Below are 15430 nucleotides of genomic sequence, written 5' to 3'. Positions count from 1 at the left end.
CTTGTTGCAAACCACTACACAGCAATGACAACGGTCATCCCTAGTAAAACGGCCATCGTTGTTACAACAGACGCCCCTGAAAATTCAGCGTCCTGGCACCTTGTTCGTCTGCTTTGCCAGTGGTCGCCAGTAACTTTTTCATGGTAGCGGGTAAGTCGTTTCCGCTGCTAAGTTGCCCCGTAAAACGATATTCACCTTTTGGGGTGACGCTGCCTTTGCCGGACAATTGCAGATGCGAAGAAGTCTGCCGCAGGTTTGCCTCAAGTGCCCCTTGCTGGCAGCGTAATGTAGCCTGAGGTGTTGCGAGCATTAGCCCACCCAGCGGGGTGTTCACCCGAGCGCCCGGCCAACTGATGTTGGCATCGAGCGACTGGCAGCCAGAACGGTCAACCGTCGCTTCTTGCAGGTTCAGTTGCACGTTTCCTTCTGCCCCGATTGGCACGATAAAACGCATGCGGCTGAATAAATAGCCCGCGGGTACCGAAAGCTGCCATTGATAAAACTGCGGCTGCTGCCAACCACGAATGATCCCACGGCCTTCAATGCCCTCCGGATTGTGGAAGGCAATTTCTAGTGCAGGCATAAAACCCGAGAAGGTGATATTCCACCGCACATCATCCAACATTAACGTGCGCCAGCTAAACCGTTGCAGGTTCCCCTGCCATAGCGTTCCGGCGGCTTCTGCAACCACCATTCCGGTCGGCAGCGGCACCGCCGTGAGCAAGCGGGCAGGCGCATAGCACGCCAGGAACACCCCATAGGCCAGAACCATAGCGACGCCTGCGCCAATGCCGGATTTAAGCTTCATCCGCCCGTTCCAGCATCAGTCTGGTCACATCCACCATTCCCGGGCTTTGCTCAACGGCATTCACATCCAGCGACATCACTTTCACGCCGTTTTTCTGTTCCAGTTCGCTAAGCCAGCGCAGCAAACTGGTAAAGTCGCTCTGAGCCAGCGTCACCGACGCCTGATTGCCCTGCGGCTGCAAGCGTACGACCGTCAGCCCGTAACGTTTGGTACTTTGCGAAATCAAAATCGGCAGGCTGACGTCTCGCTGACTATTGTCTCCCTGTGCCTGATTGCCCTGCGGAATCAATGGAGCTTGCTTCTGCATCCAGTTGACGGTCTGTTGCTCGCGGGAAATCGTACGTTCCCACTGCTCTTCCCGCAGCAGCCAGGGCTGAAAAATGGCGTAATACACCAGACAGAGCAGGAGCACCGCCGCACACACGACCATCAGTTGGCGCTCGCGCTGGCTCATCGCTTGCCAGCGTTGCCGTAATTCATTCATTGCTGGCTCCTTAACGTTAAGCGGCCTTCAACCCTATCGTTTTCCTGCCGCATCTCTCCCGCTTGTACCTGATAATAAGCGGCAGCCTGCTGCTGAAACTGCTCTAATTCCTGATACGACGTGGCCTGCAACGCCAGCCGGAATTCGCCAGCGGAACCGTCGTAAGACAGCGACTGAATTTTGATCGCACTATTTTGCGTCATCAATTGCTGTAAGGGGTTCAATTGCTCCAGTAGTCCTTTCCCCGCGCCCCCGGCAGCCGTACGTTGCAGGTGCTGCTGCATCTGCGCACGTGGGTTAACGACATTCGTCTCGGAAGGAAAAATCTGCCGATAGACGCGCACGCTTTCCTGTCGCCAATGCTCAGCTTGCTGATAAAGCTGATAGTGCGCCCAGCTAGCATCGGCCACGACCAGCAAAAGATAACAGGCAAAAGCGATTCCCACGCCGCGCCACGGCAGCAGCGTGTTTTGCCAGGCTTTCTCTGGCGCGTAATCGCCTTGCCGCAGATCGACCGAGGCAGGTAGCTGCGCCGTTGCAGCCAGCGTGAAGAGATCCGTTGCGGGCTGAGCTTTCCACTCGCCCTCCTCCTGCCATTCGTACTGCGACAGCTCACCGCCAACCGATGCAGCACTGTAGCTGTATATCGCAGGCAGCGGCATAGACGCTTTCAGCAGGTCGCCGCACCAGGAGGACTCTGCCGCCATAGCATGGCCCGTCGGCTGACGAAATAGCCACATGTCATCATGTTGCAACGCGCTCCAGCCATCCTGATGTTTCGGCAATACCCGGGCATCAGGTAATAAGGTATTGACGCTGAGCCCCAATGCATCACACTGCGCCAGCCAACGCTGCATCCGTTTTTTTTCCACCACGGCAACCGTGCCATCATCGCCATGAATTTCCAGCACAGCAAAATGCAGCTTTTCGATTTCTGTCGCCAGCTGATCTTCCAGCATAAACGGCACAACTTGCGTTAGCTGACGCCGGGCCTGCCGGGGGAGCGTCAGAGCATAAAACGTCACGTCCGTTGCCGGAACCAGAACTCGGGTAAATGCCACAGACGGATACGCCGCCAGCGCCTGACGAACCTGCTCGACGTTACCACGCCCTTGGCTCAGTAAGTTTTCCCCATTGGGTGAACGAACCTGCCATTCAATCTCGCCCTGTTCCTCTACCGGAAGACGCACAATGAGGCACGGATGACGAACAACCGGACCTCGATTTAATGGGGTTTTCGCGGCTTTTTGCTTCCATTTTCCCGCTAATTTCATGGATTCACCGTCCTATATCCTCCATATTGCCGCTGCACGACCTGTACCTTTTGTCCACTCAGATGAAGCAGGCTGCGCTGATGAAAATCACTGTCGCCGACACGCACCTGAAGTTTGACAAAGAACCATTCACTTTTTACTGACAGCACTCGCTGCGCGGTATTTTTACTATTCGGAGGCAATAACCCGGTTTGTTGCAGAACCTCAAGGCTTGCCCATCCCGTACGAGGTCGCTGCTGCACCAGCGCCTTCGCCTGCGACATCGTCATTTCATTCAAGAATATGGCGGATAACAGAGGGGCATCAAACTCGGTTAACGTGTTGATATTAATTGACATCGTATCCACCGGCAGCGCGCAAACATAAGGTAACAAACGACGATAAAGATCGCTGTCTACTCCATAGACTGCCCGCAATTCGCTGATTTCACTCATTCTCTGATTGGCCGTACGATAAGGCACTGGCAGTGTGGCGTAGACATCATCCTCTGCACCGTTCGCCGACGGATAGTTATCCGCATCAATCCAGTCACGCACCGCCGCAGTGATCTTTTCTGCACGATCCGCATCTTCGCCTAGATTTTTCAATAGCAAACGGAAAACCTGCGCCGGATAAGGCGTCTTCACCAGCGTGCTGTCGTTATCCACGCCTTGATTGATCGCATTCAGATTAAAGCAGGTACGCGCATCGCTAATCTGGCCGATGATTTCCCCGCCGTCCACCGGGAAACGATGCCCCGGTTGTGACCAGTTCTGTCCGGCAAACGTACGTCCCGGCATATTCCGCGCATCGCGCAGCAATATCTGCCCGCTTAGCGTTTCTGCCCCCAAGGCGTACCACTTCGCCTGCTGACGGCTCAAATGGCTTTCGGTGCGCAAAAACGCTTTACCTGTGCGTTCCGTAATCACCGCGGCAATCGTCACCATTAATGCCAGAATCAGGAGCACCACCAGCAGCGCCGCACCGCGCTGACGCGGCCTCATTTAGCCGGCCCGGTGGTAATCAAAAACATACGCGACATTTCGCCATAATCCCTTAAGGTCAACACCACTTCGATCCCTTGTGGCAATTGCGTCGTGTTATCCCAGCGATCGCGCCAGGTTTTATTGCTGAAAAAGCGCAGGCGAAAACCATCGACCTGCGTGAGAAGCGGTTTTACACCGGGATCGAGCCCCTCAATCGGGTCAGGCACCGCGTGGGTTAACCGTTCCAGAGTGTGTTCCCGTAGCCGATAGGCTACAGGCTGAAGTTCAGAGCGCGGTAATATGCCAAACGGGTTCTGCCAGCCATTACGCATAAAGCTGACGCCCCAGTCATCGCTTTTTAACTGATCGCGGCCAGCATAAAATATAGAGGTACTTCCTCTGCTGCCACGTGCGATCATCTGGGAGAAATCGCTGTCCATTTGTGAAAAGGCACGCTGTATTTCAGCCAGACGTTCGGCCTTGCGCTGCGAAATTTCATCGTTACGCATCACGCCGTTCAGCACCTGAAACGCACTGAGGCTCAGCGCGGCAAAGATAGCAATCGCCAGAATCATCTCCAGCAGAGTAAACCCCTGTTGGCGTTTCTGCCGTGCGATCTCTCGCTCCCTTCTTGTTTGACTACACGTCCCTGTTTTATTAAACATTATTGCTTCACCACATAGGTACGCAGCGAAGCATCGGCGGCAAAGGCGTCTTTATTACGCCGCACCTCTACATCCAGCGCTTTGGTCTGAGGGTCACCCGTCTCTACCCCCTGCCAGCGCCAATACCAGCGCATTCCCGCGAACTGTGTTTCGCCCCTCACCCACGATGCTTCCGGCCAGCGCTGTTCCAGCCGCAGTTGAACCTGCTGGTTTTCTGCTACCCAGCCTGCAAACGTCTTCTCTTCCAGTCTGCTAAGGCTGCTTGCCTGTCTGGCTGTCGTTTGCAAAACGGCAATCCCCGCCAGCGCAAAAACGCTCAGCGCGACCAGCACCTCCACCAACGTCATCCCTTTCTGTCGTTTCATCGTTTCTTACCTTGACTCATCGACGTCACAAATTTTCCGTTGCTATCGACCTGAAGCCAATTCGAGAGCGCTTTGTCTTTAGACTTAACGAGCAGACGGAAAGGCGTGATTTCACCGCCGGGCAAAATCAGGATATCGGGATCGTCGCCACTCTGCGTTTTATCCACTTTTTTCCCATCGGCCTGCAAGAGCTCAAGCAGTAATGCCTCAGGCAGCGTCGCCGAGGCGCTCACCCGATGCGGTTGCCACGGCTGCCACTTGTAGCCCTGCCAGCGATCGCCGCTCGGGATCGGTGTCCCTTCCGATGCAGCGGGTCGCTGAAGTTGATAAAACTGCCAGCGGTCGGGATAGATGCGAACACCCAGCATGTATTCGTTAACCTGACTGCTTTCAGCGGCAAACTCTAACTGCGCCTGAAAGCGAGCCAACTGCCACGCGCTGTCGTTCTGGCGTTCGCGAGGAAACGCCATGACCACCATGCTAGCTGCAATGCCCGCCAGTAACACGACCAGCATCATTTCCAGCAGGGTAAACCCCTGTTGTTTCCTCGTTGACCGCTTCATTGCGCCTTGCCATCCTTTTCCCGCACGCTATCGACAGCAACTATCCACAGATCCATCTGCAACAGTCACTTATAAAGACGGGCATATCGCCCCATGCCTTTATTTTTTATCCAGATTCCAGTTGCCGATATCATCTTCCGTTCCCGGCATGCCATCTGGCCCCAGAGAGAAGATATCCAGCTTACCGTGCTGACCAGGGTTCAACAGTTGATACTCCGAGCCCCACGGATCCTGTGGTAAGCGGCGGATATAGCCATCGGCTGGGTAGTTACGCGGTTCCGGCTGAACGGTTGGTTTCGTCACCAGCGCTTTCAGTCCCTGCTCCGTGGACGGGTAACGGTTGTTATCCAGTTTGTACATGTCGAGTGCGCTTTCGAGAGACACAATATCGCTGACGGCTTTTTGCCGATCCGCTTTTTCCTTATTCCCCATCAGATTGGGTACCACCAGACTCGCCAGTACGCCGAGAATGACGATCACCACCATAATTTCCAACAGGGTAAAACCACGTTGGCCATAACCATGCTGACCATAACTATTTTGTCCACAACTACGCTGAGACTGTTGCATCCTTACTTTTCCTCGTTCAATTGTTGGTTCGCTTACGAACTCATTAACGTATTCAGTTGCAGAATCGGCTGTAAAATCGCCAGTACGATAAACAGCACCACCGCCGCCATGCTGACCACCAGCAGAGGTTCAAATAACCCCAGCGCCAGCGTCATCTGCGAACTGAATTCCCGATCCTGATTATCCGCCGCCCGTTCCAGCATGCTGTCCAATTCGCCACTGCGTTCACCGCTGGCGATCATATGACGCATCATTGGGGGAAAGAGCGCCGTCTGTTCCAGCGCTTTATGCAGACTGACGCCTTCTCGTACCGCATCCGTCGCCAGAGAGAGCCGATGGCGGGCATAGTCATTACTCATCACATCGCCGCTAATGCGCATCGCCTGCAACAGCGGCACGGCACTGGCGTTGAGAATACTGAGCGTCCGCGCGTAACGTGCCGTATTCAGACCGCGAGCAATACGGCCAAGCAGTGGCAAATACAGCAAACGCCGATGGAAATTGATACGCCGTTTTTCCTGTCGCAGCATCACGCGTAGCGCCATGAACGCGGCCAACAGCGCCAGCACCACCCACGGCCCGAATGTGCGCACGGCATCGCTTATTCCCATCAACACGCGGGTTGAAAGCGGCAGCGCCTGCTTCATATGAATAAATTGCTCGACGACTTTTGGTACCACAACGGATAGCAAAATGCTGACCACGGCAATCGCGACAACGGTAAGCACGCACGGATAGATCATCGCCTGCTGGATGCGGCTGCGCATCTGCTGGCGCTGCTCGGTATAGTCCGCCAGTCGGTTAAGCACTTCATCAAGGTGTCCGGAGGTCTCGCCTGCGGCCACCATCGCGCAATACAGTCGCTCAAAGCTGCTGGGAAAACATTTCATCGCATCGGCCAGCGAATGCCCTTCCATAACCTTGCTGCGCACTGCCGCCATCAACTGGCTCAGATGCGGCTTTTCGCTCTGTTTCGCCACCGCATCCAGCGCTTCTTCCAGCGGCAATGACGCCGCCACCAGCGTCGCCAACTGGCGAGTCAACAGCGCCAAATCTGAGGTACTGATACGAATTTTGCGGCGTAGGGAAAACCCCGTAGAACCGGATTTCTGCTGGTCACCGCGACCTTCATCAACCGACAGCGGCACCAGTCCGCGCTCCCGCAATAGCTGACGCGCCTGTCTGGCAGAGTCCGCTTCCTGAGTGCCACGGCATTTTTTCCCTTGCGCATCCAGCGCCTGATAGTGGTACTGTGCCATATCATTCCTCTTTGGTTACGCGGATCACTTCTTCCCAGGTCGTGAACCCCGCCAGTACCTTTTCCAGCCCGTCCTGACGAATTGTCGTTCGACTTGTGCCCAGAATCTGCGCAATCGCCATTTCACCGTCGCTGCGGTGGATCGCGGCGCGAACGTCGTCATTGATCAGTACCAGTTCATGAATGCCGATACGTCCCCGATAGCCGGTATAGCTACACTGCGGGCAACCCACCGGGTTATGCAGCAGCGTACCCGGTGCGATCCCCATTTGTTCGGCCTGAACCGGATCAACCGGATGCGGCTGGCTACACTCAGAACACAGCGTTCTGACCAGACGCTGTGCAAGCACGCCCAGCAAAGAGGTTGACAGCAGGAAAGGCTCGACGCCCATATCCTGTAAACGAGACAGCGCGCCCAGCGCGCTATTGGTATGCAGTGTGGATAACACAAGGTGACCGGTCAGCGATGCCTGCACGGCAATCTGCGCCGTTTCACCATCACGAATTTCCCCTACCAGCACAACGTCCGGGTCCTGACGCAGAATGGCACGCAGTCCGCGGGCAAACGTCATATCCACCTTGGTATTGACCTGGGTTTGCCCAATGCCTTCCAGCTCATACTCGATGGGATCTTCCACCGTCATGATGTTACGTTCCGAGGCATTCAGGCGGCTGAGCGCAGCGTACAGCGTGGTACTTTTCCCCGACCCTGTCGGACCGGTGACAAGAATAATGCCATGTGGACGATGGATCAGGCTGTCCAGTTGCTGCCGGTTGCGCTCCGACATGCCCAGCAGTTCAAGATCGAGCTTCACGCTGTTTTTATCCAGCAAACGCAGCACAACGCGTTCACCATAGTTCGATGGCAGCGTGGAGACACGAACGTCAATCGCTCGTCCTCCCACCCGCAGCGCCATGCGCCCATCCTGCGGGATACGTTTTTCCGCAATATCCAGCTTGGCCATGACCTTGATACGCGATACCAGCAGCGACGCCAGCTTACGCTGTGGACGCAGGATTTCACGCAGCACACCGTCGACACGGAAACGGATCAACAAATAGCGCTCATACGTTTCGATATGAATATCCGACGCCTTATCCTTAATCGCTTCAGTCAGCATCGCATTGATCAGGCGGATAATCGGCGCATCATCATCGGCATCAAGCAAATCATCGCTGTCCGGTAGCTCTTCCACCAGCGTATAGAAATCCATCTCATTGCCGATGTCTTCCATCAGACGACGGGCTTCTTCCGAATCACGCTGATAGCTGATAACTAATTGCCGCTCAAATTCGTCTTCAGTAACGCGTTCAATCTTAAGCGAACAGCCTGCAATCCGACGTGCTTCCAGCAAGGCGGCTGGCGGCGTTTGCGCGACACAGATCGTCCGCAGACCGGTATCATTTTCCCGCTGCAACAGCAAAATTTGCTGCGACCGAGCATAGGCAAAAGGCAGTATGGGGCGTAATTCTATAATCTGGGAGGCAACGTCACTCATTTCCCGCCCGCCGGATAAAACGCCACAATGGAGGACTGAACCTGACGAAACGTATAGGCGTTCCCGCCTTCCGGCAAGCGCAGTAAATCGTTATCCAGCAGATTAGCCTTCCCGCCATTCGCCTCTCGCTGCTTCTCTTCTTCAGCATTGAACGAATGATACTTACTGGCAGAAGCACTCTGGTACTGACTGCGATCGCGAATAATGGAAGGACGGATAAACAGCATCAGGTTACGCTTTTTCGTTTCCTGACTGTTGGAACGGAACAAGTATCCCAGAACGGGAATATCGCCCAATAGGGGCACTTTGCTTGCAGACTCATTCGTACTTTTATCCAGCAAGCCGCCCACCACCACGGTTTCGCCGCTGCTGACCAGCACCGCGTTATTAACGGTACGCGTATTGAATGTTGCGCCAAGGTTGGTGCTGCTGCTGGAGGCGGCATCAGCCACGCTGGAGACTTCCTGTTCGATTTCCAGCAGAACGGAGTCGCCTTCGTTGATTTGGGGTTTCACCTTCAGTTTGATACCGACCGTTTTACGTTCCACCGTTTGGAAAACGTTGTCGCCGGATGTCGTCTGCGAACCTGCCAATACAGGTACTTCCTGCCCAACGTTAAACGTCGCTTCCATATTATCCAGCGTCACAATACTGGGCGTTGCCAGAATATCGTTCTTGCTGTTGCTGGACAGCGCCGTCATCAGCATGCCCCAGTTACCCTGATAAAAACCGGCGGCAATCCCGTTGAAACCGCCAAGTGCCGTTGTCGCTGCCGTGCCAAGCGTTCCATCACGTCGAAATTGGTCCGCTCCTGCCATCATTGTCGTAATCGGCAATCCCGTATTGGTGAATTGCGTTACCCCGGCATTTTTATTCGCCCATTGAACGCCCAGATTCATTCCATCGGCATCCTGTACTTCCGCGATAATCGCTTCGACCAGTACCTGCGGACGGCGGATATCCAACTGTGCAATCACCTGTTCCAGATCGCGCATGATGTCAGGTGCCGCATTCACAATCAGTGAGTTAGTTTGTTCGTGGGCCTTAATCGAAATGTCTTTGCGCAGCGCAGGCAGCGCATTTTGCTGGTCGGTTTGAATACTGTCGCCGACGCCAGTGAGCACTTCGACCAGATCGGCCGCTTTCGCGTACTTAAGGTAGATAACTTTGGTGTTGCCCTGTACCGCCTGCTGGCGATCGAGCTGTTTGATCATGTCGATAACGCGCTGGCGTGAGTTTGGTTCTCCGCGCACCAGCACCGAGTTGGTTCGTTCGTCAGCCACCACGTTGGCGGTCAACATGCCGGGCAAGGCGGATTTCTCATCCATCTTGTTCAGCTCATTCACCATTTTCACCACTTCCGTCGAGGAAGCGTAAGACAGCGGTATGCTGGTCACATTCCGATCGCCCGTCTGATCAACCCGTTCAACAATCGTCATCAACCTTTTGATCACCCCCGCGCGGCCGGTCATCAGCAGCACGTTCGACGGTTCGTAATGCACCACGCTCCCGGCGCCAGCGTTATCGTTCAACTGGCGTAGCAGCGGCGCCAAATCGCGGGCAGCGACATTGTTCACCGGCACGACGCGCGTCACCACTTCATCGCCAATGCCTGGCTGATCGTCAGTCGCCAGCGGCATAGACGTCGATTTCGCATCCTTCGAGCGAATGATTTTCAGGACGTTGTTATCCATCGGAATAACGGTAAATCCATAGACATCCAGCACGCTCAGGAAGAACTGATAATACTGTTCTTCGTTCATCATGTCATAGCTGCGTACGGTGATCGTTCCGCTGACCGACGGATCGATAATGACCGTCTTATTCAAATTCTTACTGACGGTGTTGATAAACTCCTGAATATCCGTGCCCTTAAAACTGGCGGAGAATTCGGCGCTCCACGCCAATGATGACGCCATCAGCAAAACGCTCCCGCTGAGTAATAACATGCTCTTACGGCGTACATGACCAAGCCATTGGTTTTTATGTTTTGAAAAAACCTGAGGCTTAAAAAATCCCTGTCCCTTGCTAAACAAATTAGTGGTCTCCATCCAATGCCAGATATATATCCTGCTGTTGACCATCACGCTCAACGGTCAAATTAAATTTGCTCATCCCTGCCAGTTGCGCCATCGCCTGCTGTGCCTGACCTGCATCGCGTAAATCCATGCCGTTTAATGACACTGCGAGATCGTTGTCCTGCAAGCCTGCGCGGTAGAAAAGATCGGGTTTTTTGCCGGGGTTTAACTGATATCCTTTCAGTACTTCTTCTTCCGTGACGGGAGAAATGGTGAGGTAATCCTGCGCCGAGAGGGGATTTTTTTGTATTTCCTCTTTCACCTGACTAAATGCGCCAGAAGACGACGGTGCATCGGCGGTGTTTTCTTCCTGATACAAATGCAGCGCTTCATAGCGCCCCTGATACTGGATCACAACACGATCGGCAGAGATAGTCACAATTTTGGCTTCATAGCCCGGAATGGCATCGCCGACGTTGCGGCTGTATTGCTGACTATCTTTAGCGATGATGGCAATCGAACGCTTAGCATCTTCACTCGCCAGAACCCCTGTCAGACTGATATTTAACGATGTCAGCGGTATATCACCAGATAGCGCGGCATCGTTAGCCGCGGCAGCATCCGCATCAGGAGCATGGCCAAACAGGGTAAAGTCGCCGGGCGTCACGGGTTTTTCTTTCGCCTGGGCAGGCGTCACCGACACGCCAACAATGCGTGAATCTTCAGGAAGGAGAAAGCGCCAGGTCAAGACGGCCAACTGCTGGCAAATCAGCAGTAAAATCAGCCCCAACACGATACGTCGGATCAGCGGCGCGGGCAGTGACCGAAAAGTCGCAACCAACGAATTAAAAGACGGTTCTTTGAAAGCTTGCAATCGTGCCATAGATAATCATCCATAATACTCCCCACGCCGATGGGCGTGGGGAAAATGCCTTATTCCGTTGCGGCTTCCCGGGTGATGGTTTCATCACCGCTGGTCGTCAGCGCGGCATCATTATTTACACGGTCTTCGAGCCTGATATTTTCAATATGACCGAAATTCCAGGCTCCCGGTACATTCTCAAAAATGACATTTTTAAAGTCACTGTTCTTCAGGAACGTAATGTCCGTGGCTTTTACACTTCTGAATTTTACATTCTCAAAATGCAAGCCTTGATGATAGGCATCACGTTCAAAAGAGAACTTATACGCATCAGCCATCTCAGCGATGGTCATCCCATCGACCAGAATGCTGTTTTTCTTCGCTGAGCCATCAATCGTGACGTTGGATACAGTCACATCACGGAATTGTGCAGGTTCAGCCGCAGGCTGGGTATCGTTCACGTCCGCTTTATATTTGATAGTGAAAACGAACGGCTCGTTGACAATATCACGCATCGCGTTATTACGGAATACCACGTCACGCGAGCCGCCACCATAATAGGGTCGACTCTTCATGCGCAAGCCAACATCCGTCTTATTCATGACGTTATCTTCAGCAACAATTTTTTCAATCCAGGCACCGGTATGGCTACCCGTGACCACCGCGCCGTGTCCGCGGCGGAAGTAGTTATTGAAGATCCAGGCCCCGCTCTGCGCTTTTTGCCCCAGCGTCGCCACCTCGGCACCGTACCCTGCCGCAAAGTTTACGCTGTCATCACCTGTATCAAAAAAGTTATTGAATACCATGACGTTTTGGCTGTTGCCGAATTCAATGCCATCCGCATTATTCGCATCATACGTCGTGTGCACCAGCGCATTCATCGCCACATTTTCGGATTCCAGCACCATCACACCGTGGTAAGCCGGGTTCAGAATCGTCAGCCCTTCCAGATACATGTTGCTCACGCCGCGCAGCGTCATCAGGCTGGAGCGTCGGTTTTTGTACGCTTCCTCCAGTGACATGCCTTCAGTAACGGCTTTGGCCGTTTGGTCTTTTGCCAGAATACCGTCACTGCCAACATTGGTCGCTTTGCTCGCACGATAGAGTGGCAATTCGTTCTTTAATTCATCAATTTCAGTAATGTTTGTATCACTGGCTTTAATGCCGCGCATCCAACCGTTGCCATCAATCGTGCCCTGTCCGACGATACGAATATTTTTAAAGGTACCGGCATGGCTATTGCCCCGATCGTCCGCTTCCAACACGTTGATCAGCGAAGGCGGACGCTTAGGCAATTGAGGAGAAGTGTAAGGATAGAGATAGTAGCCGCGGGCAAGTGGATAGTCGTCGCCATTTGCCGACCCCAGCAGCGTAGCGCCTTTTGCAACCTCAAACGTCATGTCGCTATGCAGGAACAGCGCGCCAGTTTTAAACGTTCCCCCTTCAACCACGACTTTACACCCTTTCGGATACGCCGTTGGCGTACAATCGTCAATTGCCTTCTGAATAGCCAGCGTGTCATTGGCTATGCCATCCCCTTTTGCACCGTAGTTGGTTACATTCAATGAGGCTGGCGTCGCCGTCGTTTTCTGCACGATGGTTTCACTATCCACCGATTCTTTGCCGTCGTCATAAAGCGCGCGCACCGTGAAGCGATATTCCGTTTCCGGCGACAGATTTGTCACCTTGAAATTATGGAAGCTAACGCGAACATGCCAGTTATCGGTATCGATCGCGTTGTAGAAGTTATCGATATAAGGCTTGGCGGGCGAATGGGTGTTCAGGTTGTCAATCGTACCGCCCAGCAAGGTTCCATTCATGTAGACACGGTAATCCTTAATACCCGCGGCAGGTTTGGTCGGTTTTTCCCAGGCCAGTACCACACTGTTGTCATCATAGGCCAATGTCGGCACTTTAAGATTCTGTGGCGCGGCAGAACGGTCAACATCCACATTCGGCGTTGAGTCGCTATCGCTGCATCCGGCAATCAGGCCGCTCAGAACGAGTGTTGCGCAGAGCGTAAGGCGAGTACGAGGTAAAAAATCAGTCATAACATTTCCTGTATTTTTATATCGCCCGACATCTTTCTCCCTGCAGCAGAATCATTACCACAGGGAGACACACATCAGGCGGAGGGTTTACAGATGAAAATTTAAATAACGAGTAAGATCAGATGGCTACGGCAGGGCAATCTCCAGTTTTCCCGCACCGGCATTTTCCAGAACATATTTCTCAACGACGGCGAGGGATTTCCCTGCGCTGTACGCATAAGGCGGGCTCCATTCCAATTCATTGGTGCAGGTCTCCAGCGCCCATGCGGGTACTGCTTTCCCTGAGTTTGCGGCAGCGGCCTTCTCGGTCTCTTGCAATGCGCTGCATTTGTCTAATGCGATTTGATTCAAATTGCTTGCCGGATTGCCATTGAACCAGGAGCCGTTGTCTTTAAATTTGCTTCCCTTGTAGGCGCCGATAATCAACTTTTCATCCGCCCCCCCGCCCTGGAAATTAAACACGTTACTTTCGGAAAGAATGGAGGAGTCGAATCCCATCCCAACGGCATACAGAATGGGGTAATTCGTGTCCGTTGCCCCGCGATGGTAATTATTGAGCAAATGCACCTGACCAAAGCGCACTCGCGGCGAACGCTGCACGCTGTTGTCCCATAAATTCCCTTCAAAAGTGATTCGATATTCCCCTTTATCACCGTCACCGGAGCCAATTAATACCGTTTTGTCATGCTGAGCGAAAATGTTGTAGGAAATCGTCAGATAATCGGCAGCGTCTTCTATATCCAGCAGGCCATCATGGCGTTGGATATGTTTGCCAAATAACACCGGTTCCTGATAGTCAGGATGTTCACCATCCGTAAAGGTGCAGTGATCAACCCAAACATTTTTGCTGGCATTAATCGAGACGGCATCATAACGGGCATTCCAGTTCCCTTTATCGCCGTCGCTGGCATCCCATGCAGGGGCAAAGTCGCGCGGCGCCTGAAAGGTAATATTACGGATAATGATGTTGCTGTTATCAGTTTTGCCAAACGTATGACTTAGGGTGTTGAGGGATAAATAACCTTCCACCAGTTTCGCTTCGCTACCTACGCCTAAAATCGTGGTATTCGGCGGTACCTGAAATTGAATCTGCGCCTTCTGGTTGTTGGCATACTGTGAGCGTTGACCATTTTGTTTCTTAAGCAGGCTCAGTTCCGCGCTAGCCGCCGCCGCATCGCTGCCACCCGCATCCGCCGTCGCTTTCAACTGCGCCATATAATCCTGATCGAACGCTTTGACATATAAATCAAAATCAAACGTTGTTTTATTCGGCTTGGTTTTATAATACTCAGCATCCGCATAGCGCCCATTACCTAAATCGTCGCCGCGGATAGTGCCTTGCCAATAGATAATTTTAGGCTCTAACTTTGCCTTCAACTCCGCATCGGCATCGCCTGCGATATAAAGGGGACTGCGTATATTATTTAACGCATCTTTTAATTCCTGGCGGCTGGTCACGACATAAATGCTATTTTCATGTGCACCTTCGCCCCCCGTCGTTGCATAAAACTTACCATCCGTATTCTGATATTGCGCAGCCCAGCCAAACGGTGCCGTTTTCACCTGCAAATCTGGCGGAGCTGCTGCTTCCACTGGTTTCTGACTATTATCACACCCGGAAAGCACGAGCCCAGAAAAGGCAATAGCTACCGCACAGGTGCGTAAACGACCAGTCCCAATAACCGCTCTAAACATTTTATCCCTCAGTATTTTTTAATTATCAAAATAGAAAAATAAATCCGCACAAAACCCTGCGATATTAATCGCATACTTTAAAATTGCTTTTATTCATAAATTAACGGCAGATTTTTACATCCCTGATTGATAAAAAAGCAGCGCAATACCTGTAGTAAAAACCACATAATGAGACTGCTGATTTAACACTCGGAAATGTTAATTAAATGATTATGACCTCCACATTATTGACTATTCAAACCCTGAAAAGAAACGCCATACCTACAAGGGTAAAACACGGTTTCATTAAAGCAAATTCACACGTTTTTTTTGCGACCCGCTTCAAGATTCCATATGTGATTATTATGATTGCA

The 15430-nt window shown here is 52.7% G+C and carries 14 protein-coding genes; all 14 read right to left on the bottom strand.

Annotated features, from left to right (window positions below; all coding sequences use genetic code 11):
• Positions 1-61: 61 nt before the first annotated feature.
• The 14 genes from AB8809_RS06960 to AB8809_RS06895 all read right to left on the bottom strand — a co-directional run bounded on the left by AB8809_RS06960 (position 62) and on the right by AB8809_RS06895 (position 15077).
• Positions 62-808: a type II secretion system protein N gene (locus AB8809_RS06960; RefSeq protein ID WP_015841039.1), complete on the bottom strand. Its 747-nt coding sequence runs from the start codon at positions 806-808 to the stop codon at positions 62-64.
• Positions 798-1292: a type II secretion system protein GspM gene (gene gspM, locus AB8809_RS06955; RefSeq protein ID WP_182099854.1), complete on the bottom strand. Its 495-nt coding sequence runs from the start codon at positions 1290-1292 to the stop codon at positions 798-800. The genes AB8809_RS06960 and gspM overlap by 11 nt, the downstream gene beginning before the upstream one ends.
• Positions 1289-2566, bottom strand: a complete 1278-nt coding sequence (gspL, locus tag AB8809_RS06950) for a type II secretion system protein GspL (RefSeq protein ID WP_349855815.1) — start codon at positions 2564-2566, stop codon at positions 1289-1291. The genes gspM and gspL overlap by 4 nt, the downstream gene beginning before the upstream one ends.
• A complete protein-coding gene (gene gspK, locus AB8809_RS06945) occupies positions 2563-3549 on the bottom strand; it encodes a type II secretion system minor pseudopilin GspK (protein ID WP_015841042.1) in 987 nt (328 codons plus the stop codon). The genes gspL and gspK overlap by 4 nt, the downstream gene beginning before the upstream one ends.
• Positions 3546-4196, bottom strand: coding sequence for a type II secretion system minor pseudopilin GspJ (gene gspJ, locus AB8809_RS06940; RefSeq protein WP_181829033.1), 651 nt, complete (start codon positions 4194-4196; stop codon positions 3546-3548). Before gspJ ends, gspK begins: the two co-directional genes overlap by 4 nt.
• On the bottom strand, positions 4196-4561 hold the full coding sequence (gspI, locus tag AB8809_RS06935; protein WP_349855816.1) for a type II secretion system minor pseudopilin GspI: 366 nt from the start codon (positions 4559-4561) through the stop codon (positions 4196-4198). The genes gspJ and gspI overlap by 1 nt, the downstream gene beginning before the upstream one ends.
• Entirely contained in the window at positions 4558-5124 is a 567-nt protein-coding gene (gene gspH, locus AB8809_RS06930) for a type II secretion system minor pseudopilin GspH (RefSeq protein WP_349855817.1), read from the bottom strand. Before gspH ends, gspI begins: the two co-directional genes overlap by 4 nt.
• Before the next feature lie 99 nt (positions 5125-5223).
• Entirely contained in the window at positions 5224-5694 is a 471-nt protein-coding gene (gspG, locus tag AB8809_RS06925; RefSeq protein WP_180777601.1) for a type II secretion system major pseudopilin GspG, read from the bottom strand.
• Positions 5695-5726: 32 nt separating this feature from the next.
• Positions 5727-6953 (bottom strand): type II secretion system inner membrane protein GspF, encoded by a 1227-nt coding sequence (gene gspF, locus AB8809_RS06920; protein ID WP_180777600.1) that lies wholly within the window; start codon positions 6951-6953, stop codon positions 5727-5729.
• Between the two features lies 1 nt (position 6954).
• The gene (gene gspE / locus AB8809_RS06915; protein ID WP_300993717.1) at positions 6955-8451 is read right to left on the bottom strand and encodes a type II secretion system ATPase GspE; all 1497 of its coding nucleotides are present in this window, start codon (positions 8449-8451) and stop codon (positions 6955-6957) included.
• Positions 8448-10400, bottom strand: coding sequence for a type II secretion system secretin GspD (gene gspD / locus AB8809_RS06910; protein ID WP_180777599.1), 1953 nt, complete (start codon positions 10398-10400; stop codon positions 8448-8450). Before gspD ends, gspE begins: the two co-directional genes overlap by 4 nt.
• An 88-nt stretch (positions 10401-10488) precedes the next feature.
• Complete coding sequence (gene gspC / locus AB8809_RS06905) at positions 10489-11352, bottom strand: type II secretion system protein GspC (RefSeq protein WP_349855818.1); 864 nt, start codon at positions 11350-11352, stop codon at positions 10489-10491.
• A gap of 50 nt (positions 11353-11402) precedes the next feature.
• Complete coding sequence (locus AB8809_RS06900; protein WP_349855819.1) at positions 11403-13382, bottom strand: glycoside hydrolase family 28 protein; 1980 nt, start codon at positions 13380-13382, stop codon at positions 11403-11405.
• Between the two features lie 126 nt (positions 13383-13508).
• A complete protein-coding gene (locus tag AB8809_RS06895) occupies positions 13509-15077 on the bottom strand; it encodes a polysaccharide lyase family 1 protein (protein WP_349855820.1) in 1569 nt (522 codons plus the stop codon).
• Positions 15078-15430 lie beyond the last annotated feature (353 nt).

Origin of the sequence: Pectobacterium aroidearum, from assembly GCF_041228105.1 — a bacterium.
Taxonomy (GTDB): domain Bacteria; phylum Pseudomonadota; class Gammaproteobacteria; order Enterobacterales; family Enterobacteriaceae; genus Pectobacterium; species Pectobacterium aroidearum.
Note: the sequence above shows the minus strand (reverse complement) of the source record. Positions and strands in the feature narration are given on the sequence as shown.